The organism is Streptococcus cristatus (genome assembly GCF_963529205.1).
GTDB classification, from domain to species: domain Bacteria; phylum Bacillota; class Bacilli; order Lactobacillales; family Streptococcaceae; genus Streptococcus; species Streptococcus cristatus_O.
The window spans coordinates 1-25,607 of record NZ_CAURYF010000001.1 but is presented as its reverse complement, the minus strand read 5'-3'; the positions used below and the strand labels follow the sequence as shown (position 1 = coordinate 25,607).

Sequence of the window (25,607 nt, the reverse complement as noted above, 5' to 3'; positions counted from 1 at the left end):
ACAATAAATTTCAATACTTTCTAATACTAGGAGAAATCATGTCAAACTTACAAACATATATCCAAAATACTTATCAAAAGCAAATTGCTGATTGTAGCAATGAAGAGCTTTACTTGGCTCTCTTGAACTACACAAAATTGGCTAGTGCTCAAAAACCAGTCAATACTGGTAAAAAGAAGCTCTACTACATCTCAGCTGAGTTTCTTATCGGAAAACTCTTGTCAAACAACTTGATTAACTTGGGTCTTTATGACGATGTTAAGCATGAATTGGCAGCGGCAGGCAAAGACCTGATCGAAGTAGAAGAAGTGGAATTGGAACCATCTCTTGGCAACGGTGGTTTGGGCCGTTTGGCAGCCTGCTTCTTGGACTCTATTGCAACCTTGGGTCTCAATGGTGACGGTGTGGGTCTTAACTACCACTTCGGTCTTTTCCAACAAGTTCTTAAAAACAATGAGCAAACAACTATTCCAAACTTCTGGTTGACAGAGCAAAACTGGTTGGTTCGTTCAAGCCGTAGCTACCAAGTGCCATTTGCTCACTTCACTTTGACATCTACTCTTTATGATATTGATGTGCCAGGTTATAAGACAGCAACTAAAAACCGTTTGCGCTTGTTTGACTTGGATTCAGTTGATTCTTCAATCATCAAAGAGGGAATCGAATTTGATAAGACAGATATCGCTCACAACTTGACTCTTTTCCTTTATCCAGATGATAGCGACAAGCAAGGTGAATTGCTCCGTATCTTCCAACAATACTTCATGGTTTCAAACGGTGCACAATTGATCATCGATGAAGCGATCGAAAAAGGAAGCAACTTGCATGACCTTGCAGACTACGCAGTTGTACAAATCAACGATACTCACCCATCACTGGTTATTCCTGAGTTGATCCGTCTTTTGACTGCGCGTGGTATCGAGCTTGATGAAGCAATCTCAATCGTTCGTAGCATGACTGCCTACACTAACCACACAATCCTTGCTGAAGCCCTTGAAAAATGGCCTCTTGAATTCTTGCAAGAAGTGGTTCCTCACTTGGTACCAATCATCAAAGAATTGGATCGTCGTGTCAAAGCAGAATACAAAGATCCAGCTGTTCAAATCATTGACGAGAGTGGTCGTGTTCACATGGCACACATGGATATCCACTATGGATACAGCGTTAACGGGGTTGCAGCACTCCACACTGAAATCTTGAAGAACTCTGAGTTGAAAGCTTTCTACGATATTTATCCAGAGAAATTCAACAACAAGACAAACGGTATTACATTCCGTCGTTGGCTTATGCATGCTAACCCACGTTTGTCTAGCTACTTAGATGAACTTCTTGGTCGCGACTGGCACCATGATGCTGCTAAGTTGGAAGGCCTACTTGACTTTGCTGGTAAGCAAGAAGTGAAAGAAAAGTTGGAAGGCATCAAGTCTCACAACAAGCGTAAATTGGCTCGTCACTTGAAGGAAGCTCAAGGTGTGGAAATCAATCCAGATTCTATCTTTGATATCCAAATCAAGCGTCTGCACGAGTACAAACGCCAACAAATGAACGCTTTGTATGTCATCCACAAGTACTTGGACATTAAGGCTGGTAACATTCCTGCTCGCCCAATCACTGTCTTCTTTGGTGGTAAGGCAGCGCCTGCTTACACAATTGCCCAAGACATCATTCACTTAATCCTTTGCTTGTCAGAAATCATCGCGAATGACCCAGCAGTGGCACCACACTTGCAAGTGGTTATGGTTGAGAACTATAACGTTACAGCATCAAGCTTCTTGATTGCAGCTGGTGATATTTCTGAGCAAATTTCACTTGCTTCTAAAGAAGCTTCAGGTACTGGTAACATGAAATTCATGCTCAACGGTGCTTTGACACTTGGTACTATGGACGGTGCTAACGTGGAAATCGCTGAGTTGGTTGGCAAAGACAACATCTACATCTTTGGTGAAGATTCAGAAACAGTTATCGACCTTTACGCAAAAGCAGCCTACAAATCAAGCGAATTTTACGCTCGTCCAGCTATCAAACCGTTGGTTGACTTTATCATCAGCGATGCTGTTCTTGCAGTAGGTAAGAAAGAACGTTTGGAACGTCTTTACAATGAATTGATTAACAAAGACTGGTTCATGACGCTTCTTGACTTGGAAGACTACATCAAAGTTAAAGAGCAAATGCTTGCTGACTACGAAGATCGTGATGCATGGTTGGATAAAGTGATCGTTAACATTGCGAAAGCTGGCTTCTTCTCAGCAGACCGTACAATCCAACAATACAATGACGAAGTATGGCATTTGGAGAACTAATTATTTAAAATAAGTGAAAAAGCCTAGACAGTCCTGTCTTGGCTTTTCTCTTGTTAGAAGACTCGAGTAAGTAGCCTTGGAAGATAAGTTTTTTTGGTAGTGGAGCTTTTAAAATCGTAGCAGGCCTTGTCTCTTGTCAGTCTTTTCTTTTGGGTGTATAATAAGAAAAAGTATTTCTTTACAGGAGGTTGTTATGAAAAAGAAACCAATTTATCTCTATGTCTTACTGGGGTTAGAAACAGTAGGCACTTTGTGGGGGCTTGTTTCGAAGTTCTCCTCTTCAAATGATGCCGTGGAAACCTTGCTAAAGGGGGTCAATGAGCCAGCAAAATCTCAGTATGCAACTTACTTTAGTAAGAGCGCTGAACTGTCAGGTTCGCTAATAAATAATATTTTCTTTTATGTTGGCTTGCTTCTTTTGATTGCAGCTTGGTTCTTTGTTTTTAAGAAAGATATTTTCAAAGCAAATCTTATTTACATCGCGAACGTTCTTATTGGCTTGATTGGAACAGCGTACGGTTATGTGGTAGCAAAAGGGATTGCAACGTCTTCTTTTTCAGATCCATCCTTACTCTCATCTCAGATACTAGGCTTGAACTTTACTATTGGCTTCTCTGTTGTTGTTAGTCTTATCTTCCTTTCCATTGTTATCTTTAAGCTGATCAAGCAGCAAAAGGAAGCTGAGAGTGTAGAAGTAGCTGAAGAGGATTAAGATTTGGCAAATAACATTTACTGCTGATAAGTTAGATGAGCGGATAAATGTTATTTTTTTGGAATGGAGCAAATAAACATGAAAGTTTCCTTAGTTTATATTAGCTTGAGTGGCAATACAGAGAGTTTTGTCCGTCGTTTGAGCGACTATTTGTTAGAGCAGCATCCGAGTTTAGAGATTGAGAACATTCACATCAAAGACTTAGTGAAAGAGGGGCATCCGTTCTTTGAAATGGCCAATCCCTTCATCACTTTTCTACCGACCTATCTGGAAGGTGGTAATGGTGTGGATAATGGCGATGTCGAAATTCTCACGACGGATGTAGCCGATTTTATTGCCTATGGGCAAAATGCTAGCAAGTGTTTGGGAGTTATCGGAAGTGGCAACCGTAACTTTAATAATCAGTACTGCCTGACTGCTAAGCAATACAGCCAACGTTTTGGCTTCCCGGTTTTAGCTGATTTTGAAATGCGTGGTATGTTAGGCGATATTAAAAAAGTAGCAGGCATTATCGAGGAATTGTACGGAATAAAAGCATAAGAAAAAAGCCGTTCAGTCAACAGTTGTTGACTGAGCGGCTTTTGTTTCTATTCTTGACTTGCTTGTTCGCCGGTGATAGTTTCGACCAGCTCTTTTGAATATAAAATTCCTAAACGATAGTTTTTGTTAACGTAAGCTATAAGGTCATTTTGGTTTTCACTAGTGGCCATTTTTTCTTGGAGTTCTTGTCGAAAATGATCACTTTTTAGGAGTTCCTGCTGCAGCAAAATCTGCAACTTTACCTTTTCTCTTTTGTTGTACAAAAAGAGAATGACCAAGCTAAGGACAACTAAAATATAAGCAGTTTCATTCATAAAATATCTCTTCCTAAGAAAACCTCCCAAAACTGGAAGGTTTGTGTAGGGTTACATTTTTTCTGGTGCTTCTACACCAAGCATGCGGAGAGATTCCTTCAGTACAACAGCAGTGGTGTAGCTGAGAGCTAGACGGCTGTCACGTTTCGGAGTTTCATCCAAGATGCGAGTGTGAGCATAGTATTTATTGAAGGCTTGAGCTAGGCTGATCGCGTATTTGGCAATCAGAGATGGCTCAAAGTTATCAGATGCACGTTTAACTACGCGAGCGAAGTCTTGGATCAGTTTGATAATTTCCCAGCTTTCAGCATCGTTGAGGTTGTAGTTGGCATCAAGACTTGGCTTGAAGTCTGCTTTGCGCAGGATAGACTGGATACGTGCATAGGCATATTGTACATACGGTCCAGTTTCACCCTCAAAGGAAACCATTGCTTCCAAATCAAAGTCGTAACCATTGCGACGGTCAGTTTTAAGGTCGTAGAATTTAACGGCACCAACACCAACTGCATGGGCAACAGCTTCTTTGTTTTCCAGATTTGGATTTTTCTCTTCAATTTGAGCTTTTGCCCGGCTGATCGCTTCTTGCAGAGTTGGTTCCAGAAGGATGATGTTTCCTTTACGTGTTGAAAGTTTTTGGCGATTCTTCGTAACCAGACCAAAGTCCACGTGGATCATATCATCGCTCCAGTCAAATCCCATCTTCTTAAGGACAGCTTTGAGCTGACGGAAGTGGTTTGATTGTTCTTGACCAACGACATAAACATTCTTGACGAAGTTGTAAGTGCGTGCACGGTACATAGCAGTGGCAATATCACGGGTAATGTAAAGCGTAGCACCGTCTGATTTTTTAATCATAGCTGGTGGAAGGTTGACATCATCCAAGTCCACAATGCTAGCACCTTTTGATTCTTTCAGGAGACTCTTGTCTTCCAGAATTTTCACGGCCTCGTCCATCTTGTCATTGTAGAAGGCTTCTCCGTTTAAGCTATCGAATTCAACGCCGAGCAATTCATAGATGCGGTTAAATTCAACAAGACTTTCGTCACGGAACCATTGCCAGAGTTCTGTTGCTTCTGGATCGCCATCTTCCAATTTCTTGAACCAGAGGCGGCCTTCGTCGTCCAAGGCTGGATCGTTTTCGATTTCAGCATTGATGCGGACGTAAAGTTGCAAGAGTTCATCGATTGGGTTGGCTTCAACGGCTTCCTTGTTGCCCCACTTCTTGTAGGCAACCATGAGGAGACCGAATTGCTTGCCCCAGTCACCTAAGTGATTTATCTTGATGGTATTGTAGCCCATCTTGCGGAAGATATTGGATAAGGCATCTCCGATAACAGTTGAGCGCAAGTGACCGACAGAGAAAGGTTTCGCAATGTTGGGACTGGAAAGGTCGATGGTAATATTTTCGCCCTGACCTTCGTTCTGTTGACCATAGTCAGCGCCTTCCTTGATGACTTCTTTGATAACTTGATCAGAGATTTTAGCTTTGTTGAGGAAGAAGTTGACATAAGGTCCAGTTGCGACAACTTTTTCAAAATGACTTGGGTCGATCTTTTCAGCAATATCCGCAGCGATAGCTTGAGGAGCCTTGCGTTCTACTTTTGCAAGTGAGAAAGCTGGGAAGGCAATGTCTCCAAGATCGGAACTTTTCGGTTGCTCTAGTAGGTTAGAGATAGCGCTTTGGTCCAAGCTGTCAATAACTTTGGCCAACTCGCTAGCGATTAATTGTTTATTATCCATATTTGCTCCTTTGGGTCTTTTGTTACTATTCTATCATATTTTATGAGGAATCTTCAATTTTTTTGGTATAAGATAGATTTTTTGATATAATTGAGAGTATAAATATTCAGTCAATGAGGTCGAGTATGAGAAAGAGTGAGCGTCATCAGCTTATTAAATGGATGATCAAGGAAGAAAAGTTAGGAACACAAAAGGATATTCAAAAAAGACTGGAAGACGAGGGGATATTTGTGACCCAAACAACCCTCTCGCGGGATTTAAGAGAGATTGGCTTGACCAAGCTGAAGAAAGACGGGCAAGTCTACTATGTGCTGGCTCATGAAGCAGAGGAATTGGATCTGGCTGGATTTCTGGCCAGTCATGTTCAGGCTGTTTCTAGAGCGGAGTTCACGCTGGTTTTCCGTACAGGACTGGGCGAAGCGACGGTCTTGGCAAATGTGGTAGATGGTTCGTTGGATAGTCGGATTTTAGGAACCGTTGCAGGGGCCAATACCTTGCTGGTGATTTGCCGGGATCAGGAAGCGGCTAGAGAAATCGAAACGAGTGTCAAAGAAGGCATGGAATAGCCAAAAGCTTAGAATTGACGGAGAGGTTTGAGACGGAAGTCCTGACCTCGTTTGTTTTTAGAAAGGATAGAGATGGCAGTAGAAAAGTTATCGCCAGGCATGCAGCAGTATTTGGATATCAAGAAAGACTATCCAGATGCTTTCTTGCTTTTTCGGATGGGAGATTTCTATGAGTTGTTTTATGATGATGCGGTCAATGCCGCCCAGATTTTAGAGATTTCTCTCACCAGCCGTAATAAAAATGCTGAAAATCCCATTCCCATGGCCGGAGTTCCCTATCATTCGGCTCAGCAGTATATTGATGTTTTGGTCGAATCAGGCTATAAGGTAGCGATTGCGGAGCAGATGGAAGATCCCAAGGAAGCCAAGGGTGTTGTTAAACGGGAGGTCGTTCAGGTTATCACGCCGGGAACGGTGGTGGACTCCAATAAGCCGGACTCTGCCAATAACTTTCTGGTGGCTCTGGATTGCTCAGACGGGCTCTATGGTCTCGCTTATATGGACTTGGTGACCGGTGAGTTTCAGGTGACCAGTCTAGAGGACTTTGCCTTGGTCTGCGGGGAAATTCGCAATTTGAAAGCTAGGGAAGTGGTGCTGGGCTATGCCTTGCCAGAAGCTGAGGAGCAGGTCTTGGCTGGACAGATGAATCTTTTACTGTCCTATGTACAGACGGCCTTGGACGATGTCCAGCTGCTGGGCGAGGAGCTGTCTCCTATGGAGCGTCAGGCAGCAGGGAAATTGCTGGAGTATGTGCACCAGACCCAGATGAGGGAGCTCAGCCATTTAAAGAAGGCCCAGCATTATGAAATCAAGGACTTTCTGCAAATGGACTATGCCACCAAGGCGAGTCTGGATTTGACAGAAAATGCTCGTTCAGGCAAGAAGCACGGCAGTCTTTATTGGCTGATGGACGAGACCAAGACGGCCATGGGCGGCCGCATGCTGCGCTCTTGGATTCAGCGTCCGCTGATTGATGAAGTGCGAATTAGCCAGCGGCAGAATGTTGTCGAGGTTTTTCTGGATCATTTCTTTGAGCGGAGTGATTTGACAGAAAGCCTCAAGGGAGTCTATGATATCGAGCGGCTGGCTAGTCGGGTTTCTTTTGGCAAGACCAATCCCAAGGATCTGCTGCAGTTGGCAGCTACCCTGGGCAATGTGCCTCAGATTAAGGCTATCCTGCAAGGGATTGGCAGCCCGCATCTAGCTCGTCTGATTGAGGGCTTGGATCCTATTCCAGAGTTGGCAGGCTTGATTAGCTCAGCTATTTCACCGGATGCACCTCATATCATCACCGAGGGCAATATCATTCGGACCGGTTTTGATGAGACTTTGGATCAGTATCGACTTGTGCTGAGGGAGGGGACCGGATGGATTGCGGAGCTGGAAGTCAAAGAACGTGCCAACAGCGGCATCAGCAATCTGAAGATTGATTACAACAAAAAAGATGGTTACTATTTCCATGTGACCAATTCCCAACTGGCTCATGTGCCTAGTCATTTCTTCCGCAAGGCGACCCTGAAAAATTCTGAGCGTTTCGGAACGGAGGAGCTGGCTCGAATTGAGGGAGAGATGCTGGAGGCGCGTGAAAAATCTGCTAATCTGGAATACGAGATCTTTATGCGGATTCGCGAAGAAGTTGGCAAATACATCCAGCGCTTGCAGGCCTTGGCACAAACGCTGGCAGCTGTAGATGTTCTGCAGAGCTTTGCTGCGGTGGCAGAACAGCAGCATTTGGTGCGCCCCGTCTTTACTGCGGAGCGCCGTCTGCAGATTGAAAAAGGCCGCCATCCTGTCGTAGAAAAGGTCATGGGAGCCCAAAGCTACATTCCAAATAGTATTCTGCTGGACCAGGAAACGGATATTCAGCTGATTACCGGGCCTAATATGAGCGGGAAATCGACTTATATGCGCCAACTGGCGATCATCGTTATTATGGCACAGATGGGATCTTATGTGCCGGCCCAGTCTGCCAGTTTGCCGCTATTCGATGCGATTTTCACTCGTATCGGCGCAGCGGATGATCTGGTATCTGGCCAGTCCACCTTTATGGTGGAGATGATGGAGGCCAATCGGGCCATTCGGCAGGCCAGCGAGCGTTCGCTCATCCTCTTTGATGAGCTGGGCCGTGGAACGGCGACTTATGATGGGATGGCGCTGGCTCAGGCTATTATTGAGCATATTCATCATTATACTGGAGCCAAGACCCTCTTTGCCACCCACTATCATGAGCTGACAGCCTTAGAGGATAGTTTAGAGCATTTGGAAAATGTCCATGTGGCAACCTTGGAGAAGGACGGGCAGGTGACTTTCCTGCATAAGATTGAGCCGGGTCCGGCTGACAAGTCCTACGGAATCCATGTGGCGAAGATTGCCGGACTTCCTGAGAAATTACTGGAGCGGGCGGACAGCATTTTGAGTCATTTGGAGAGTCAGGATACAGGACTAGGCTCAGAGCTTGCTGCTGCATCCAGACCGAAGCAGCCGCAAGTAGCGGAGCAGATGTCTCTTTTCGCAGAAGGACCGGAAAATCCAGTCCTGACTGAACTCCGAGACTTGGACATCTATAATATGACTCCCCTGCAAGTCATGGCTGCGGTAGCCGAGCTCAAGAAGAAGTTGTAAAAACAAAGAACGAGGCTGGGACAAAAGTCCTAGCCTCTCAATTGTCTTTGGATTGTCGAGCAAGACGCAGTGGTTGAGTGGGCTCTACTACGCTGATTTCATCAGCTTTTACAGCCCTACTCAACTGTGCGGAGGTGGAACGACGAAATCGAATTCTAACGATTTACCGATTTCTGTCCCACTCTCGCTCTTTGTGTTTCTCACGATTTGCTAGACAAGCCGCTATTGATTTTTTGAATTTTCCGGTAGGTGTGGTAGTAGATGGCGCCTGAAATAATTAGATAGATGAGAGTGAATTCCCCGACGGCAGTCAGTGTCAGGCTGAGTATTTTTTCTCTTGGGAAAAATCCAGCTAGATTAGCCAACAGTGCAAAGGTCAGAATCATCACACCATAGTGGCTGACGACGGAGCGCAGGATGCTCCAATCTCTTTGGAAGAAGCTTCCACTCCATCTGAAAACCGCTCCCATAATAAACCAGATAAGCAGGCAGTAGAGCATGATGAGGGAAACATGGACATGCTGACTCAAAAAGAAGTGGCCGATCGGCGAGTCAGGGTGCAACGGTAGATAAGCTGGATTGTAAAAATAAGAAACAATCATGGAGAAGAAGAGACCGATGAAAATCCCTCCAATTCCTCCGAAAAAGAGTTCTTTAAGACGAGTTTTCATAATTGCAACCTTTCTTTGATGGATTTGAGATAACGGCGGGACGAGTAGGTCTGATCGCCGTTTTTCAGAAATATTTGAATCAGACCATTGGGCGTCAGCTTGAGGTGACTGATTTGTCGGCTGTTGATAATCTCTGACTGCGAAATCTGTAGGAAATAGTCCGGCAGGACCTGCAGCAACTGATAAAGAGCTTGTTGAGCTCGATAGCTGTCTTTTGTCGTTCGGACCCGAATCTGACGATTTTCTGTGTAGATTCGGTGGATTTCCTTAGCGTCTAGTAAGTAGATTTCGTCCTTTTTCTTGACATGAATCTTATCCACTTTGCCTAGATCTTGAGCAAAGTGGACCAATTGCTGAATGCTTTCTGTCATGAGGCGGGCCTCAATGCTGACGGAGTCTTCGGTGACTTGAGAATCGATTCTTAGCTTAACTTTCATAACTTCCTCCTTTCACCTTTATTAAACCGCAACTTAGTAGCGAAAACAAGCCCTTTTGTCCATGTGGCAGCTATTTGTGTCTATATGGTTTGGCTGGCGGACAGAATGGTCAAGAAAAGGCTGTCTTCTGCTAGAAAGAGCCCAATGTGTTATAATAGATAGCAGAACAAATACGGAGAAAAAGATGTCAAAAATTATCGAACTTCCAGAAATTCTGGCCAATCAGATTGCGGCCGGTGAAGTCATTGAGCGGCCCAGCAGTGTAGTCAAAGAGCTAGTGGAAAATTCAATTGATGCGGGTGCAAGCCAGATTACCATCGAAATCGAGGAGGCCGGACTCAAGAGCATTCAGGTGACAGATAATGGTGAAGGCATAGACCACCAAGATGTCCCTCTGGCTCTTCGCCGCCATGCTACCAGTAAAATCAAGAAGCAGGCGGATCTATTTCGGATTCGGACGCTGGGTTTTCGTGGTGAGGCCATTCCTTCCATTGCTTCTGTCTCACGTTTTACCATTGAGACAGCGACGGAAGCTGGCCAGCACGGGACTCTGCTAGTTGCCCAAGGCGGTGAGATAGAAGAGCACGAGCCTACCAGCAGTCCAGTGGGAACGAAAATCAAGATAGAAGATCTTTTCTTTAATACCCCAGCTCGGCTCAAGTATATGAAGAGCCAGCAGGCTGAGCTGTCCCATATCCTTGATGTGATTAATCGGCTCAGTCTGGCCCATCCGGAAGTGGCTTTCACCCTTATCAGCGACGGACGCGAACTGACACGGACTGCCGGCAGTGGCAATCTGCGTCAGGCTATTGCGGGCATCTATGGTCTGGTAACAGCTAAGAAAATGGTGGAAATCTCTGCTTCGGATTTGGATTTTGAGGTAAGTGGCTATGTTAGTCTGCCTGAGCTGACTCGCGCCAATCGGAATTATATTACGATCCTCATCAACGGCCGTTATATCAAGAATTTCCTGCTCAATCGTGCTATTTTGGACGGCTACGGCAGCAAGCTTATGGTAGGCCGCTTTCCACTCGCGGTCATCAATATTCAGATTGACCCCTATCTGGCCGATGTCAATGTCCATCCGACCAAGCAAGAGGTGCGGATTTCTAAAGAACGAGAACTCATGACCTTGATTTCGCAAGCCATTGCGACCAGTCTCAAGGAGCAAGACCTGATCCCAGACGCCCTGGAAAATCTAGCTAAATCAACTGTTAAGCGTGCCAATAAGCCTGAACAGACCAGTCTTCCGCTGAAAGAAAATCGCCTCTACTACGATAAGGAGCAGAATGATTTCTTCCTCAAGCCGCAGGTGGCTGAGCAGCAGCTATTCTTTGAAGAATCAGCGGAGCCTGTTCATGAAGCGACAGATGAAAAAGCAGAACTGCCACAATCGACTTCGGTCAAATTTGCAGAGAGAAAGTCGGCCAGCTATGACCAACTAGACCATCCAGAGCTAGACCAGGCTAGTCTGGAGCGGGCTGTGGATAAGTTGGAACAGGAAGAGAAATCAAGCTTCCCAGAGTTAGAATATTTCGGCCAGATGCATGGTACCTATCTCTTTGCTCAGGGCAAGGGCGGTCTTTACATTATTGACCAGCATGCTGCCCAAGAGCGGGTCAAGTATGAGTATTATCGGGAGAAGATAGGGGATGTGGACAATAGCCAGCAGCAGCTCTTAGTGCCCTATATCTTTGAATTTCCAGCGGACGATATGTTGCGAATCAAGCAGCGGATGGAGCTGTTAGAAGATGCAGGCATCTTTTTAGAAGAGTACGGAGCCAACCAGTTTATCCTCCGCGAGCATCCCATTTGGTTCAAGGAAGAGGAGATTGAGGCCGGCATCTATGAAATGTGTGATATGCTTCTCCTGACCAAGGAAGTTTCCATCAAGAAATATCGAGCAGAGCTAGCCATTATGATGAGCTGCAAACGCTCCATCAAGGCCAATCACAGTCTGGATGACTACTCTGCGCGTGACTTGCTCTTTCAGCTGTCCCAGTGTGACAATCCTTACAACTGCCCACATGGCCGGCCAGTCTTGGTCAACTTTACCAAGTCGGATATGGAAAAAATGTTCCGCCGCATTCAGGAAAATCACACTAGCCTGCGGGAGTTGGGGAAATACTAAACTTTATTGCACATAAAACAGCCCTAGTCATAGAACTAGAGCTGTTTTGAATTTTTGAGCTGAACTTGTGTTTCAGCAAGTAAATCAGCTGGATGGCGTTTGTCCTTGCGAAGCAGTCCCATCAGCAGAAAGATCAAGAAGAGAATCCCTGCTGAAGTTGACAAGAAAATTGACAGGGTATCTGCTTGATAAGCACTACGGATAGCTCCCATATGTCCCAGCTGCCAAGGGAAAAACTTGATAACAGAGCGCAAAAGGCTGTGGGGAAGGCTCCTATGTTTGTAAACCAACTGTAAACCTGCCCAACGCTTGCCAAAACTGCCTTTTCTATAGTCTAGCCAAGCAAAGATGATAGTTAGAGGCAGGACTGAGGTAGAAAAAGCCAGAAGCTGGCTCTGGGATTCAGTGAATGTAGGAATGCCCCCTAGAACCAGATTGTAAAAGCCCATAGCTAGTAAAAAAAGAGCAATGAGGTAGCCTGAGATGAAGAGCCAGTCACCAAAGAGTTCTTTCAGACGAGTTTTGACAGGTATGGGATTGTCAGTTTTTAGCTTCATCTTGAGCACCTTCTTTCTTAGAATCCTCATCAAAGCCGATAACCTTGTCTAGATACTTTTCCTTAATCTTTAGCGCCTTGTTAATAGCCATTGCTGATGCGACTAGGAGGAAAAAAGTTAACCAGACTAGGGCAGTGAATTTTGCTGGAAAGATAGAACCTGCGGAAAAGAGATAAATAGCCAAGGCTGATACAAGAATATACAAAATATGCCAGAAGCCATAAGATTTTACTTGCTTATAGTAGCGGTCTTTTTCGTCTTCTGAGAGGACGGGTTTTATTTCCGGCTTGTCACTTTCTTCTAAAAGTAGATAATCTGTCGTCACCTGGAAAATCTTGCTCAGTTCTACAATTTTTTCCAGTTCGGGCAGTGCTTGGCCAGATTCCCACTTGGAAATGCTCTGGCGAGAGACATTGATCTGTTCAGCCAGTCTTTCTTGTGACCAGCCTTTTTCTTTTCTTAGTTCAAATAATTTATCAGCGAGTTTCATCGTGACAGCCTCCTTTTCTTTGCTGCCTCTATCCTAACAGCTTTTAGTTATCTTGAGAATACAGCTTCCTGTACATTTTGTCAACCGCTGGTTGCACTTCTATTTGCAGTTTCCAGACAGAAAATATGATATACTAGATAGGCAAAATGATACAAAAGAAGGAAGATTATGTACGAATATTTTAAAGGAATCATTAGCAAAATTACAGCCAAATACATTGTATTGGAAGTCAACTCGATCGGCTATATTCTTCATGTGGCCAATCCTTATGCATACTCAAGTCTAGTCAATCAAGAAACGCAAATTTATGTGCATCAGGTTGTCCGTGAGGATGCGCAGCTGCTTTATGGCTTTCGCTCAGAAGATGAGAAGCAACTCTTTCTCAGCTTGATTTCAGTCTCAGGTATTGGGCCAGTGTCTGCCTTGGCTATCATTGCCGCAGACGATAATGCTGGCTTAGTGCAAGCCATTGAGCAGAAAAACATTACCTACCTAACCAAGTTTCCTAAGATTGGCAAGAAGACAGCCCAGCAGATGGTGCTGGACTTAGAAGGCAAGGTAGTGGCGGCGGATGGTCCGGCAGAAAGCAAGGCACCTGTCCAGACTGTGGATAATCAGGAGCTGGAAGAAGCCATGGAAGCCATGCTGGCTCTGGGATACAAAGCTGCTGAGCTCAAGAAAATCAAGAAATTCTTTGAAGGAACGACGGACACAGCTGAAAACTATATCAAGTCTGCCCTTAAGATGTTGGTGAAATAGGAGAAAGATATGACCAAACGCTGCGGCTGGGTAAAAATGAACAACCCCTTGTATGTAGCCTATCATGATGAGGAGTGGGGCAAGCCTCTCCATGATGATCAGAAATTATTTGAATTGCTCTGCATGGAGACCTATCAGGCTGGACTTTCTTGGGAGACCATTCTGAATAAACGTCAGGCTTTTCGGGAAGCTTTTCATTTCTATGATGCCCAGAAAATTGCTCAGATGACGGATGCAGACTTGGATGCTCTTTTGGACAATCCTAATATCGTCCGCAATAAGATGAAAATCTATGCGACCAGAGCGAATGCCCAAGCATTTTTGGTTGTTCAAAAGCAGTTTGGCTCTTTTAACGACTATATCTGGTCCTTTGTCGATTTCAAAACGATTGACAATCAAATTACGAACTACAAGGAAGCGCTGACAAAGACCGAACTGTCAGAAAGCATGTCCAAGGCACTGAAAAAGCAAGGCTTCAAATTTGTTGGACCTGTTTGTGTATATTCATTCCTAGAAGCCGCTGGCCTTATCAATGACCACGAAAATGATTGTGATTGGAAGTAGAACAATGAAAACAAGAAAATTCCTCCTTATTTTTATCACCCTCTATACAATCTTCTTTTTAGGTAGAGGCTTGGAACTGCTTGGGATAAATTGGTTGATTTACCCAGTTTATTTCCTTTTATTTATATTGGGAATCTTAGCTTATCGTGAAGAATTAAAGGAGCAGCTGGCCTTGATTCTGACTAAAAAGAAGGAATTTCTAAAAACGATTTCCTTGTATATGGTCTTTGTTTTCCTCCTGTCCATTGCCTGCAACTTTCTTTCAGCCTTCATCAAGTATAGTCTGGACTTGCCATTGCAGGGGCAGAATGAAGCCAATATTCAAGGTGCCTTGTTGAAAAATCCCTTTCTAATCTTGCTTATCGGCTGCTTTATTGGGCCAATCGTTGAAGAGTTTTTCTTCCGTCGCTTTTTCCTAGGCACCTTCTTGGAAAAATTCCCTAACTGGCTTGGTATTGTGTTAACGACTGTTCTATTTGCTACCCTTCATATGCACAGCTGGGACTTATCAGAGTGGGTGACAGCTATTTCCTACATTGCTGGGGGTCTTCTTCTCTCGCTCCTGTATCTGAGAAAGGACAAAAATATCTGGTATCCAATTGCTCTTCATTGCTGCAACAATATTATTGCTTTTGTGATTACAATTTTTTCAATAAGCCAGTAGACTGTTAAGTCAATAAGCAGAAGATATTGTGATCTAGTCACTTTTAAGGTTATTCAGAAAGGAAATGAAGGATGGATAATAGAGCCTTAGTATATTTAGCGGAGAATCGTATCTTGGAGACGGAGCGTCTCCTCCTACGGCCCATGACCATGGATGATTTGTTGGATTATCATGAATATACTTCAGATGGAGAATTATTAAAATATGATTATCCAGAGCACCAAAGCATAGAAGAGAGCCGAGAGAGTCTTGTTTTATATAATTTAAGCGCTCCTTTGGGTCGCTACGGTATCGAGTTGAAATCTGAAGGCAAATTAATTGGCAATATCTCTCTTCGAATAGATACGGAACAAGAAACGGCGGAAATAGGCTATACTGTCAATGCTAACTATCACAGAAAAGGCTACGCAACTGAAGCAGCCTTAGCCTTGAAAGAATTGGCTCAGAACATGCCTGGGATAAAGATATTTCTTGCCCACACGACTAAGCCTAATCTTGCTAGTCAAGGAGTTTTAGAAAAAATTGGTATGATACTGATGTGGGAAAAGGAGGGATTGAGCCTTCGAGGAGAGCCGACCATCCGTCTCCGCTATGAAAGTAAGTTAAAAAATAACGAGAAAGAAACCTAGACAAATATCTTGTCTAGGCTTTTTCTATAGCCTGTGAATATTCTTATTCCTCTTTCTGCATCCAAATCTTTTCCTTGATAAAGATGCGCAGCTCATAGAAGAGCATAAAGAGGGTGGAGATGAGGAAGCCAGCCATAAAGATATGGTGCAAATATGCAAAAATAGCAATTTCAACCAAAACGGAGAAGAGATAGAAAATGACTAAATAATGCCATTTCTTAGCCTTACTGTCTTCGATAACCTTTTTCTCCAAGCGCCCATCCTCCTTGATGAGTGTGTCCAGGCTGATATCAAACTCCCGACTGATAGCGATGAGATTTCCAATATCAGGGATACCTTTTTCGCTTTCCCAGCGGGCAATGGCGGAGCGGGAAACTTTGAGTCTTTCTGCTAAGGCTTCCTGAGTGAGTTGATGTTGTTGACGAATGTCTTTGAGAACTTGAGAGATTTTCATGATGATTCCCTTTCTAATAACATAAATAATTTTTCTTTCCATCCTTTTCATTTTTATTATAAAAAGAAAAGTCTCCTTTGCCAATAGCATCTGTTTAACAAGGCAGTTATTCTCCATAACAAACAGAATTCCAAAAGTTATCCACAGGATGTTGACAACTTTGTCAATAAAGTTGACAGCTCTTTTTATTTCCTGACATGAAAATCAACTTTTTTACTCTTTTTTGTGATAAAATAAAGCCAATTCCGAATAGTAAGGTAGGAGGTTCTATGAAAGCAGAAATTATTGCTGTGGGCACCGAGATTCTGACAGGTCAGATTGTCAATACCAATGCCCAATTTTTATCTGAAAAGCTAGCGAGTCTAGGGATTGATGTCTATTTTCAGACAGCAGTGGGGGACAATGAAAACCGTCTTCTCTCTGTCCTAGAAATTGCCAAAGAGCGTAGCGATTTAGTTATCCTGACAGGGGGCTTGGGGCCAACAGAGGATGATTTGACCAAGCAGACCTTGGCTAAGTTTGTAGGTCGAGAGTTGAGCTTTGACCCCGAGGCTGTGGAAAAGTTGGATCGTTTTTTTGCCAGTCGACCAGATTATGCTCGAACGCCCAACAATGAGCGTCAGGCCCAGCTGGTTACAGGCTCAACTCCTTTACAAAATGTGACAGGCTTGGCCGTTGGCGGCTTACTAGAAGTTGATGGAGCGACCTATGTGGTCCTGCCAGGCCCGCCTAGTGAGCTCAAACCTATGGTCAATAACGAGCTGGTTCCCCTCTTATCCACAGGCCAAAAATTGTATTCACGGGTGCTCCGCTTCTTCGGTATTGGCGAGAGTCAGTTGGTGACTATTTTGGCTCAGATGATTGATCAACAAAGTGATCCGACCATTGCACCTTATGCAAAGACGGGCGAAGTGACCTTGCGATTGTCCACCAAGGCTTTGAGTCAGGCAGAAGCGGATGATAAGTTTGAGGCTGTGGAAAAGTCTATTTTGGCGCATCAGAGTTTTGAGGGACATCCTTTGTCTGAGATTTTCTATGGTTACGGGGATGACAATTCGCTTGCTCAAGTGGCCTTTGACTTGCTCAAGAGTCAAGCCAAGACAATTTCAGCGGCGGAGAGTCTGACAGCTGGTCTTTTTCAAGCAACCTTAGCGGATTTTGCTGGGGCGTCCTCCATTTTTTCAGGTGGCTTTGTCACTTACAGTATGGAGGAAAAGAGTCGGATGCTGGATATTCCATTGGGAGATCTGGAGCAGTATGGCGTCGTTTCCGCTTTTACGGCTGGGAAAATGGCAGAGCAGGCTAGAAAGCTGACTCAGAGCGACTTGGCTGTCAGTCTGACAGGTGTGGCTGGCCCAGATTCGCTGGAAGGCCATCCAGCTGGGACAGTTTTTATCGGCTTAGCGAGTGAATCAGGAACGGAAATTATTGAGGTCAATATTGCTGGTCGCAGCCGAGGTGATGTGCGGAAGATTGCCGTTATGCATGCCTTCAACCTCGTACGAAAAACTTTATTAAAGTACTGATTTTTGGTATAATAAACAGATGGCCAAAAGACATTTTAGAAAAAAACAGGAGAAATAAATGGCAAAAAAACAGAAAAATTTGGATGAAATTACAAAGAAATTTGGAGATGAACGCCAAAAAGCTTTAGATAACGCCCTAAAAAACATTGAAAAAGACTTCGGTAAGGGAGCTATTATGCGTCTGGGCGAGCGAGCTGAGCAAAAAGTTCAAGTCATGAGTTCAGGCTCTCTGGCTTTGGACATCGCCCTTGGTGCGGGTGGCTATCCTAAGGGGCGGATTATTGAGATCTACGGCCCAGAGTCTTCTGGTAAGACAACCGTTGCCCTTCACGCGGTGGCTCAAGCGCAAAAAGAAGGTGGAATTGCAGCCTTTATCGATGCTGAGCACGCTTTGGATCCGTCATACGCTGCAGCTCTGGGTGTAAACATTGATGAATTGCTGCTGTCTCAGCCTGATTCTGGGGAACAAGGTCTTGAAATTGCTGGTAAATTGATTGATTCTGGTGCAGTTGATTTGGTCGTTATCGACTCGGTTGCGGCCCTAGTACCTCGTGCGGAAATCGATGGGGATATCGGTGACAGCCACGTTGGTTTGCAGGCTCGGATGATGAGCCAAGCCATGCGCAAACTGTCTGCTTCTATCAACAAAACCAAGACGATTGCCATCTTTATCAACCAGTTGCGTGAAAAAGTTGGTGTTATGTTTGGAAATCCTGAAACAACACCAGGTGGACGTGCCCTCAAGTTTTACGCTTCTGTTCGTCTGGATGTCCGTGGTAATACCCAAATCAAGGGTACAGGCGATGCGAAGGATACCAATGTCGGTAAGGAAACTAAAATCAAGGTTGTGAAAAACAAGGTGGCTCCACCATTCAAGGAAGCCTTTGTGGAAATCATGTACGGAGAAGGTATTTCTAAGACAGGCGAGCTGATTAAGATTGCGACGGACTTGGATATCATCAAAAAAGCGGGTGCTTGGTACTCCTACAATGATGAAAAAATCGGTCAAGGATCTGAAAATGCGAAAAAATACTTGGCTGATCATCCAGAAGTCTTTGACGAAATCGACCGTCAAGTCCGTGTACGATACGGCTTGATTGAAGATGATGAGGCAGCAGAAACTGCCAAGGGTAAGGCTGAGGCTCCTATTGAAAAGTTGGAAGAAGTGACTCTTGATCTAGACGATGCCTTTGACATTGAGGAATAATTTTTCAAAATAGGTCGCAAGACCGATGGTTTTTGTGGTATAATATACTACGATAGTAGTATCGTGTAGCGAAAGGAGTACTTGCATGATCACAATTTATACGGTTTCAAGTTGTACTAGCTGCAAAAAAGCAAAGACCTGGCTAAACGCCCATCAATTGACTTACAAGGAGCAAAACCTTGGTAAAGAAGGAATTACCAAAGAAGAAATTCTTGATATTTTAGCAAAAACTGAAAATGGCATTGCCAGCATTGTATCTTCAAAAAACCGTTATGCAAAAGGACTCGGTGTTGATATTGAAGATTTGAGTGTGAACGAAGTCATTGACATCATCATGGAAACACCGCGGATTCTGAAAAGTCCGATTTTGGTGGATGACAAGCGTCTCCAAGTTGGTTACAAGGAAGACGATATCCGTGCCTTCTTGCCTCGTGCAGTGCGCAATGTTGAGAATACAGAGGCTCGCTTACGAGCAGCTCTATAATTAGATAAGGAAAGGCGCCTTTTAGGTTGCCTTTTTCTGTCTCATTACCTAAAAATGATTGACAAGCGGTTAAACTATGATACAATATCTCTGAGGAGGACGGAACGTGAAGAAATTTTTACTAATTTTTGGCTTAGCAGCTGTGATATTGACTGGCTGCGCTCATAAGAAAGCAGACAAGCCAAAGGGGAAAAAAGAGGAAATTACAACTAATCTTCCCATTATCAGTCAGGCTGAAAAGCAGGAAGTTATCACCAAAAAACTAGTTTTTCCCAAAGATGAGCAAGGAATTCAATCTAGTCAAATTATCACTTATCAAGGGAAACGTTTTATCAAGGTGATTATGGAGAGAATTACTCCAACGGATGATAGTATCAAAAATGCGATTAAAGAAGTGGGGCTGGAGGAGACTCAGCGGCTCTTGGATGAATCAATGCAAAAGGATACGGACTATACTCAGGCAAAAACTGTTGCTGGTTTTACCGGAACCGTTCAGATTCTTAATGAAAATGAAATGAAAATCACGTCAACTTATGATTTTGACAATTTGGATATTGAAAAGGCACTCACTTTAAATTATTTTAAAAATAGCAATCTAAAAGAAATGACAAAGATGTCACCTGAAGAATATATCAATAATTTATTGATAAACGGGGCTGAGGAGCAACAGTAAGGAAGCTTCTTGTCAATAATAGAAAACCAAAAAGGAGAAAGAAATGAAAAAATCAGTAGTACTTTTAATGGCTAGTTTGGCGGTGCTGACAGCTTGTGGACAGCAATCACATAGTGGAAAAGCAGGTAGCAACCAGTCTGTTCAAAGCAAGGCAAAAGCTAAATCGGTTACCAAGTCTTATCAGTTAAATCAAAAGGTACAAGGCCTTGATCAAACGATGACCTTGACAGTTACCTACGCGGGCAAGAAGTATGAAAAGGTGAATATTGCTATTTCACAAAATTTACCAGAAGAAGCTAAGTCGGCCTTAGCTGGTCAAGACTTGTCCTCTCTGCAAGAAGAGGTGAGCAAGAGCTTCAAGCAAAGTTCAGGAGTGGATAAACTTGAACAAGTAAAAGGTATTCAAGTGAATGTTAAAGTGACTGAAAAAGGCACTGTTGATATTGATTTTATTATTGATCCGACAAATCTTGATTATGATGCGGCTTCTAAAGTACCGACCTATGGGCCAATCTTTAGCCAAATGAAGTCTCAGACTCCAGAAGAATTTATCAAGTCCTTCCAAGATGAAGGGGGCAAGGAAATTAGCAATCCGTCCTAATATTTTTGATGAAAACTAGTCTTTGAAAAAGGGCTAGTTTTTTGATGGGAAGGAACGGTAAATAGTTGAAAAAATGTCGAAAAAGTAGAAAATTTACATGGATTAAGTTTGTGAAACTGCTGTAATTATGCTATAATGATGGTATTCTTAAAGAAAGAGGGTGTAATTGTGGGATTTACAGACGAAACTGTACGTTTTAATCTTGATGATTCAAACAAAAAAGAAATTAGCGAGACTTTGACCGATGTCTACAAGTCACTCAATGATAAGGGCTACAATCCAATCAATCAAATCGTAGGTTACGTGCTGAGTGGAGATCCTGCTTATGTGCCTCGTTATAATAATGCTCGAAATCAGATTCGTAAATACGAACGCGATGAAATCGTAGAGGAACTGGTGCGTTATTATCTGAAAGGGCAAGGCATTGACCTCTGATGAGAATTATGGGACTAGATGTTGGCTCGAAAACGGTGGGCGTTGCGATTAGCGATCCGCTCGGTTTCACTGCTCAGGGACTTGAAATCATTCAGATTGATGAAGAGAAAGAGCAGTTCGGTTTTGAGCGTTTGACAGAGCTTGTCAAGCAATATAAGGTGGACAAGTTTGTGCTTGGCCTCCCTAAAAACATGAACAATACCAGTGGACCACGGGTGGAAGCGAGTAAGGCCTATGGCGAGAAAATTGCCCAGCTTTTCCAAATTCCAGTCGAGTATCAGGACGAGCGCCTGACGACAGTGGCTGCTGAGCGCATGCTGATTGAACAGGCAGATGTCAGCCGCAGCAAGCGCAAAAAAGTGATTGACAAATTGGCAGCTCAGCTGATTTTACAGAATTATCTAGATAGAAACTTTTAGAAAGAATTGAGGAAATTATTATGGCACACGATCATAACCATGACCACGAACAGGAAAAACCTGAGTTGATTACCTTGGTAGATGAGCAAGGAAACGAGAATTTGTTTGAAATTCTTTTGACCATTGATGGCAAAGAAGAGTTTGGAAAAAATTACGTACTCTTGGTACCAGTCAATGCTGAAGAAGATGAGAACGGCGAAGTTGAAATCCAAGCTTACTCATTTACAGAAAATGAAGACGGAACAGAAGGCGAATTGGAGCCAATCCCAGAAGACTCTGATGCAGAGTGGGATATGATTGAAGAAGTCTTCAACAGCTTTATGGAGGAGTAAAAAGGTCTGGGGGACCTTTTTAGCCCGAGCTTGAAAACTAGAGAGCGAGTAAGGTCCGAGGGACCTTTTTAGCCCGAACCTAGAAACTAGAAAATCAGCCGGCTTGAAAACTTATCATGGCTTGGCCACAGCTAGTTTCTTTACAAAGAATAGAAAAGCGAGAAGCGAGTGGCGATTCACCTTTGAAGTCTGCTTCGCTTCTCTTTTTATGTAGGAAAAGTGATGAATGAAATTGAAAAATGGTTGAACGGTCGCATTGGCCTGAACTTTCGTTCAGGTCTGGAACGGATGCAGAGAGCTGTAGACTTGCTGGGGAATCCTGAAGGGGCTTATCCCGTCATTCATGTGACGGGAACGAACGGAAAAGGCTCTACCATTGCTTTTATGCGGAATCTATTTGCCGATCAGGGGAAAAAGGTAGCCAGCTTTACATCGCCGCATATGATCAGCGTCCATGACCGCATTTGTATCAATGGACTTCCGATTTCGGATGCTGATTTTATTCGCTTAGGGCGGCAGATTCAGGAGATGGAGAGAGAATTGGTTAAGACTCACGACCAGCTATCCTATTTTGAAATCTTGACCTTGCTGGCCTTTCTTTATTTCAGAGAGGAGAAGGTTGATCTGGCTCTCATCGAGGTAGGAATTGGCGGACTGTTGGATACGACCAATGTCTTGGATGGGCAAGTTGCAGTGGTGACTTCAGTGGGCTTTGATCATCAGGAGACGTTGGGGCAGACGCTTACAGCGATTGCAGAGCAGAAGGCTGGTATTTTCAAAAAAGGTCGTTCCGCAGTCATTGGCCCCTTGCCGGAGGAGGCTCGTCAGGTCTGTGAGCAGCGGGCAGAAAGCTTGGACTTGGATTTGTACGAATACGGTCGAGATTTTTGGTTTTCTGATCGTTCTTTTAAGAATAAAGACCTGCTTTTATCGCATTTGGTCTTGGGATTACAAGGTGCTTTCCAAGAAGAAAATGCAGCGCTGGCTTTGCAGGCTTTTCTGCTTTTTATGAAGCAAATGGGCTGGGAAATTGATTTTTCTCTGCTTCCTTCTTCTTTGCAGAAGACCCATTGGGCGGGGCGGCTAGAGGAAATTAGCCCGAATATCTATCTGGATGGTGCCCATAATTTGCCAGCTTTGGCACGTCTAGTTGAGTTTATCAAGGGACAGAAGGGCAAGACATGCAGCCTGTTGTTTGGAGCTTTAAAGCGCAAGGATTATAGTGGTATGCTGGCCTATTTGCAGGAGAACTTGCCAGAGGTTCAGGTGACGGTGACCAGCTTTGACTATGGGGAATCTGTGGGGCAGGCAGAAGCTGCGGACTTTGAATATGTGGCTGATTATAGAGCTTTTATTGAGAATTTCAAACAAGAGCAGACGGCCGACCAAGTTCTTTTCGTAACGGGCTCACTCTATTTCATTGCAGAGGTTCGAGCCTACCTCCAGAGTGTATAAGTTGACCATAGAAAGCCTTGTTTGGTAAAATAGAAGTGGAACAAAGAAAGGAGAAACAAAATGAAGGTTTCAAAAAAATTAGTTCTTTCAGCCCTCACGGCTATGACCGCTTTTGTATTGGTAGCTTGTGGCAACTCTGGTCAAAATCCATCCAATCAGGCTGCTCAATCTCAAGTGAGTTCCTCTGTTTCTCAGTCATCTGATACAGTGTCATCAAATAGCAAGGCAAGTAGCAATACAAACAGTAGCGCAAATACTAGTAGTTCAGAGGCTTCTGCTTCCAGTCAAACGGCAGCTAGTGACTTAGATGGGACTTATAAGGCCACTCATGAAGGCGATGCTTTAACTCTAGAAGTTTCTGGAAATAAAGGAACCCTGACCAAAGTCGAATACGACGGTGAGCAGGAAATTGAACAGGTGCAGATTGATCCGACTAATCAAACCATGATTGTCGGGGATGACGTTAAGCGCTATCGCGTAGAGGGCAATCAACTGACTCTGGAAGATTTGTCGCAGGAAAACGATGATGACGACACAATCGTCTTCACCAAGCAATAATTTTCAAAAAAGGAATATCCTAAAAAGGCTGGACAGATGCTCCAGCTTTTTGCGTTTGTGAATAACAGAGTGCAGGGGCTTCCTTTACCCTTGGACTAGAGGTCATTTTTTGAAAAAATTTTGAAATTGCTGCTAATTATTGTTATACTAGATAAAATGTGAGATGAGGAAGGATTAGGATGAATCTAGGCAAGTTTCGTTTACTGATGTCTAAGTATGGTTTCAGCATCATTATCATGTTACTGGAATTATTTCTTGTTTTTGCGGCCTTTTTCTATTTTAATCAGTTGGTGCCTAATTGGTTATCAGCCCTTGTCATTGTTTCTTTATATATTGGGACTATCTTGGCGATTGTCAATCGGAATATGCCTCCTGAAAGTAAGGTGACCTGGCTCTTGTTCGCAGTCGTACCTGTCTTTGGTTTTCTGCTTTATCTGATGTTTGGGGAGCGACGCCTTTCCAAAAAAGAAATCCAGCAGCTGGAAAAAATGGACTCAATGAAGTTTCGAGAGGACAACAGCTATGACTTGCGAGTCGAACTCAAGCAGGAAAATAAATCAGCCTTTGGTATTGTCAAGTCTTTGCTGAGTATGGATCACAATGCCGATGTCTACGATGGCACGGCTTCGCAATATTTCCCTCTTGGAGAAGAGATGTTTGAAGCCATGCTGGATGATTTGCGTTCGGCCAAGAAATTCATTTTTCTGGAGTTTTATATCATTGATCCAGGTTTGATGTGGAATCGTGTCCTTGAGATTTTGGTAGATAAGGTCCAGCAGGGAGTTGAAGTCAAGCTGCTCTACGATGACATTGGCTGTATGGCGACCCTTTCAGGAGATTATACGAAAAGGCTCCGCAAGATGGGAATTGATGCCCATAAGTTTAATAAAGTGATTCCGCGGATGACGGTGGCCTATAACAATCGTGACCACCGCAAGATTTTGGTGGTCGATGGGCAAGTCGGCTATACAGGCGGTATCAATCTGGCAGACGAGTACATTAATCATATCGTGCGCTTCGGGCATTGGAAAGATGGCGGTGTCCGTCTGGAAGGCAGTGCAGTGAAGGCTTTGACACGTCTTTTCTTGATGAATTGGTACATTAATCGCGGGGAAATTACAGACTTTGACCGTTATCATTTTGATAGCCAGCGAGTGGAAGGCAAAGGGCTTTATATTCCGTATGGTAGTGGTCCCAAGCCGATTTATAAGGAACAGGTGGGTAAGGCTGTCTACCAGAATATTATCAATCAAGCCATCGATTATGTCTATATCACGACCCCTTATTTGATTATTGACTATGATTTGACAGAGGATATCAAAAATGCAGCTATGAGAGGGGTGGATGTTCGCATTGTGACGCCATTTATTCCTGATAAAAAGCTGATTCAGATAGTCACTCGTGGTGCCTATCCAGACTTGTTGGAGGCTGGTGTTAAGATTTATGAGTACACTCCTGGTTTCATCCACAGTAAGAATGTTATTTCGGATGATGAGTTAGCCGTGGTCGGAACCATTAATTTTGACTACCGTAGTCTGGTGCACCATTATGAAAATGCGGTCCTTATGTATCAAACAGAATCGATTGCGGACATTAAGCAGGATTTTGAAGATTTGTTTGATGTTTCCAAAGAAATTTCTCTTGAAACCCTCCAGAATAGCTGGTACCAACGTTTATTGAAGGAAATCATGCAATTATTTGCTCCGCTACTTTAAAGAGAGTGGGACAGAAATCGGTAATTCGTTAGAATTCGATTTCGTCGTCCCA

The 25,607-nt window shown here is 43.7% G+C and carries 28 protein-coding genes; 21 read left to right on the top strand and 7 right to left on the bottom strand.

Translation table 11 applies throughout. The features are described from left to right. Window positions 1–38 precede the first annotated feature (38 nt). The 3 genes from glgP (at window position 39) to nrdI (ending at window position 3,552) form a co-directional block, all read left to right on the top strand. Window positions 39–2,300 (top strand): glycogen/starch/alpha-glucan family phosphorylase, encoded by a 2,262-nt coding sequence (glgP, locus tag RWS39_RS00140; RefSeq protein WP_314479085.1) that lies wholly within the window; start codon window positions 39–41, stop codon window positions 2,298–2,300. Between the two features lie 193 nt (window positions 2,301–2,493). Next, window positions 2,494–3,012, top strand: a complete 519-nt coding sequence (locus RWS39_RS00135; RefSeq protein ID WP_314479082.1) for an ABC transporter permease — start codon at window positions 2,494–2,496, stop codon at window positions 3,010–3,012. A 63-nt stretch (window positions 3,013–3,075) separates the two neighbouring features. Next, window positions 3,076–3,552: a class Ib ribonucleoside-diphosphate reductase assembly flavoprotein NrdI gene (nrdI, locus tag RWS39_RS00130; RefSeq protein WP_390896017.1), complete on the top strand. Its 477-nt coding sequence runs from the start codon at window positions 3,076–3,078 to the stop codon at window positions 3,550–3,552. A gap of 47 nt (window positions 3,553–3,599) precedes the next feature. Here the strand turns inward: nrdI and RWS39_RS00125 are convergent, their stop codons facing one another. Together RWS39_RS00125 and argS are read right to left on the bottom strand one after the other, a co-directional pair. Continuing rightward, on the bottom strand, window positions 3,600–3,866 hold the full coding sequence (locus RWS39_RS00125) for a MarR family transcriptional regulator (protein ID WP_314479076.1): 267 nt from the start codon (window positions 3,864–3,866) through the stop codon (window positions 3,600–3,602). A 51-nt stretch (window positions 3,867–3,917) separates the two neighbouring features. Next, the gene (argS, locus tag RWS39_RS00120; RefSeq protein ID WP_314479074.1) at window positions 3,918–5,606 is read right to left on the bottom strand and encodes an arginine--tRNA ligase; all 1,689 of its coding nucleotides are present in this window, start codon (window positions 5,604–5,606) and stop codon (window positions 3,918–3,920) included. Window positions 5,607–5,731: 125 nt separating this feature from the next. Between argS and argR the strand changes: the two genes are divergently transcribed. Both argR and mutS read left to right on the top strand, forming a co-directional pair. After that, on the top strand, window positions 5,732–6,172 hold the full coding sequence (gene argR, locus RWS39_RS00115) for an arginine repressor (RefSeq protein WP_045500171.1): 441 nt from the start codon (window positions 5,732–5,734) through the stop codon (window positions 6,170–6,172). Window positions 6,173–6,244: 72 nt separating this feature from the next. Beyond that, window positions 6,245–8,794, top strand: a complete 2,550-nt coding sequence (gene mutS, locus RWS39_RS00110; RefSeq protein ID WP_314479067.1) for a DNA mismatch repair protein MutS — start codon at window positions 6,245–6,247, stop codon at window positions 8,792–8,794. 200 nt (window positions 8,795–8,994) lie between these two features. Here the strand turns inward: mutS and RWS39_RS00105 are convergent, their stop codons facing one another. Both RWS39_RS00105 and RWS39_RS00100 read right to left on the bottom strand, forming a co-directional pair. Beyond that, a complete protein-coding gene (locus RWS39_RS00105; RefSeq protein ID WP_314479064.1) occupies window positions 8,995–9,465 on the bottom strand; it encodes a DUF3021 domain-containing protein in 471 nt (156 codons plus the stop codon). After that, window positions 9,462–9,902, bottom strand: coding sequence for a LytTR family DNA-binding domain-containing protein (locus RWS39_RS00100; protein ID WP_314479061.1), 441 nt, complete (start codon window positions 9,900–9,902; stop codon window positions 9,462–9,464). The genes RWS39_RS00105 and RWS39_RS00100 overlap by 4 nt, the downstream gene beginning before the upstream one ends. Before the next feature lie 184 nt (window positions 9,903–10,086). Here RWS39_RS00100 and mutL point away from each other — a divergent pair, with 184 nt between their 5' ends. Beyond that, window positions 10,087–12,033, top strand: a complete 1,947-nt coding sequence (gene mutL, locus RWS39_RS00095; RefSeq protein ID WP_314479057.1) for a DNA mismatch repair endonuclease MutL — start codon at window positions 10,087–10,089, stop codon at window positions 12,031–12,033. Window positions 12,034–12,068: 35 nt separating this feature from the next. On the opposite strand, the gene RWS39_RS00090 is transcribed toward mutL, so the two are convergent. Then, window positions 12,069–12,590 carry an RDD family protein gene (locus RWS39_RS00090; RefSeq protein WP_314479054.1) on the bottom strand — a complete coding sequence of 174 codons (522 nt, stop codon included), beginning with the start codon at window positions 12,588–12,590 and terminating at the stop codon, window positions 12,069–12,071. Next, entirely contained in the window at window positions 12,574–13,080 is a 507-nt protein-coding gene (locus RWS39_RS00085; protein WP_314479051.1) for a helix-turn-helix domain-containing protein, read from the bottom strand. Before RWS39_RS00085 ends, RWS39_RS00090 begins: the two co-directional genes overlap by 17 nt. A 168-nt stretch (window positions 13,081–13,248) precedes the next feature. On the opposite strand from RWS39_RS00085, the gene ruvA reads away from it, so the two are divergent. The 4 genes from ruvA (at window position 13,249) to RWS39_RS00065 (ending at window position 15,696) form a co-directional block, all read left to right on the top strand. Beyond that, window positions 13,249–13,839, top strand: coding sequence for a Holliday junction branch migration protein RuvA (ruvA, locus tag RWS39_RS00080; RefSeq protein WP_247950950.1), 591 nt, complete (start codon window positions 13,249–13,251; stop codon window positions 13,837–13,839). 9 nt (window positions 13,840–13,848) lie between these two features. Next, window positions 13,849–14,403: a DNA-3-methyladenine glycosylase I gene (locus RWS39_RS00075; RefSeq protein WP_314479046.1), complete on the top strand. Its 555-nt coding sequence runs from the start codon at window positions 13,849–13,851 to the stop codon at window positions 14,401–14,403. Between the two features lie 4 nt (window positions 14,404–14,407). Next, window positions 14,408–15,067, top strand: coding sequence for a CPBP family glutamic-type intramembrane protease (locus tag RWS39_RS00070; RefSeq protein ID WP_048791588.1), 660 nt, complete (start codon window positions 14,408–14,410; stop codon window positions 15,065–15,067). Window positions 15,068–15,138: 71 nt separating this feature from the next. Beyond that, window positions 15,139–15,696: a GNAT family N-acetyltransferase gene (locus RWS39_RS00065; RefSeq protein ID WP_314479040.1), complete on the top strand. Its 558-nt coding sequence runs from the start codon at window positions 15,139–15,141 to the stop codon at window positions 15,694–15,696. Window positions 15,697–15,739: 43 nt separating this feature from the next. Here the strand turns inward: RWS39_RS00065 and RWS39_RS00060 are convergent, their stop codons facing one another. Then, the gene (locus RWS39_RS00060; RefSeq protein ID WP_314479037.1) at window positions 15,740–16,150 is read right to left on the bottom strand and encodes a helix-turn-helix domain-containing protein; all 411 of its coding nucleotides are present in this window, start codon (window positions 16,148–16,150) and stop codon (window positions 15,740–15,742) included. A 269-nt stretch (window positions 16,151–16,419) separates the two neighbouring features. Here RWS39_RS00060 and RWS39_RS00055 point away from each other — a divergent pair, with 269 nt between their 5' ends. The 11 genes from RWS39_RS00055 to cls all read left to right on the top strand — a co-directional run bounded on the left by RWS39_RS00055 (window position 16,420) and on the right by cls (window position 25,555). Beyond that, a complete protein-coding gene (locus tag RWS39_RS00055) occupies window positions 16,420–17,676 on the top strand; it encodes a competence/damage-inducible protein A (RefSeq protein WP_314479035.1) in 1,257 nt (418 codons plus the stop codon). A gap of 58 nt (window positions 17,677–17,734) precedes the next feature. Next, the gene (gene recA / locus RWS39_RS00050) at window positions 17,735–18,883 is read left to right on the top strand and encodes a recombinase RecA (protein ID WP_015605951.1); all 1,149 of its coding nucleotides are present in this window, start codon (window positions 17,735–17,737) and stop codon (window positions 18,881–18,883) included. An 85-nt stretch (window positions 18,884–18,968) separates the two neighbouring features. Beyond that, the gene (gene spx, locus RWS39_RS00045) at window positions 18,969–19,367 is read left to right on the top strand and encodes a transcriptional regulator Spx (RefSeq protein WP_005591493.1); all 399 of its coding nucleotides are present in this window, start codon (window positions 18,969–18,971) and stop codon (window positions 19,365–19,367) included. Between the two features lie 106 nt (window positions 19,368–19,473). Beyond that, on the top strand, window positions 19,474–20,040 hold the full coding sequence (locus tag RWS39_RS00040; RefSeq protein ID WP_314479030.1) for an SP0191 family lipoprotein: 567 nt from the start codon (window positions 19,474–19,476) through the stop codon (window positions 20,038–20,040). Window positions 20,041–20,083: 43 nt separating this feature from the next. Next, on the top strand, window positions 20,084–20,641 hold the full coding sequence (locus RWS39_RS00035; protein WP_285874257.1) for an SP0191 family lipoprotein: 558 nt from the start codon (window positions 20,084–20,086) through the stop codon (window positions 20,639–20,641). A 168-nt stretch (window positions 20,642–20,809) separates the two neighbouring features. Then, the gene (locus RWS39_RS00030) at window positions 20,810–21,076 is read left to right on the top strand and encodes an IreB family regulatory phosphoprotein (RefSeq protein ID WP_005592119.1); all 267 of its coding nucleotides are present in this window, start codon (window positions 20,810–20,812) and stop codon (window positions 21,074–21,076) included. Next, on the top strand, window positions 21,076–21,495 hold the full coding sequence (ruvX, locus tag RWS39_RS00025; protein ID WP_314479025.1) for a Holliday junction resolvase RuvX: 420 nt from the start codon (window positions 21,076–21,078) through the stop codon (window positions 21,493–21,495). Before RWS39_RS00030 ends, ruvX begins: the two co-directional genes overlap by 1 nt. 20 nt (window positions 21,496–21,515) lie before the next feature. Beyond that, window positions 21,516–21,827, top strand: coding sequence for a DUF1292 domain-containing protein (locus RWS39_RS00020; protein WP_048763552.1), 312 nt, complete (start codon window positions 21,516–21,518; stop codon window positions 21,825–21,827). A 222-nt stretch (window positions 21,828–22,049) separates the two neighbouring features. After that, window positions 22,050–23,282: a bifunctional folylpolyglutamate synthase/dihydrofolate synthase gene (locus RWS39_RS00015; protein WP_314479021.1), complete on the top strand. Its 1,233-nt coding sequence runs from the start codon at window positions 22,050–22,052 to the stop codon at window positions 23,280–23,282. Window positions 23,283–23,342: 60 nt separating this feature from the next. Then, the gene (locus tag RWS39_RS00010) at window positions 23,343–23,840 is read left to right on the top strand and encodes an SP_0198 family lipoprotein (RefSeq protein ID WP_314479017.1); all 498 of its coding nucleotides are present in this window, start codon (window positions 23,343–23,345) and stop codon (window positions 23,838–23,840) included. A 179-nt stretch (window positions 23,841–24,019) separates the two neighbouring features. Beyond that, window positions 24,020–25,555, top strand: a complete 1,536-nt coding sequence (gene cls, locus RWS39_RS00005) for a cardiolipin synthase (RefSeq protein WP_314479014.1) — start codon at window positions 24,020–24,022, stop codon at window positions 25,553–25,555. The last annotated feature ends 52 nt before the right edge of the window (window positions 25,556–25,607 follow it).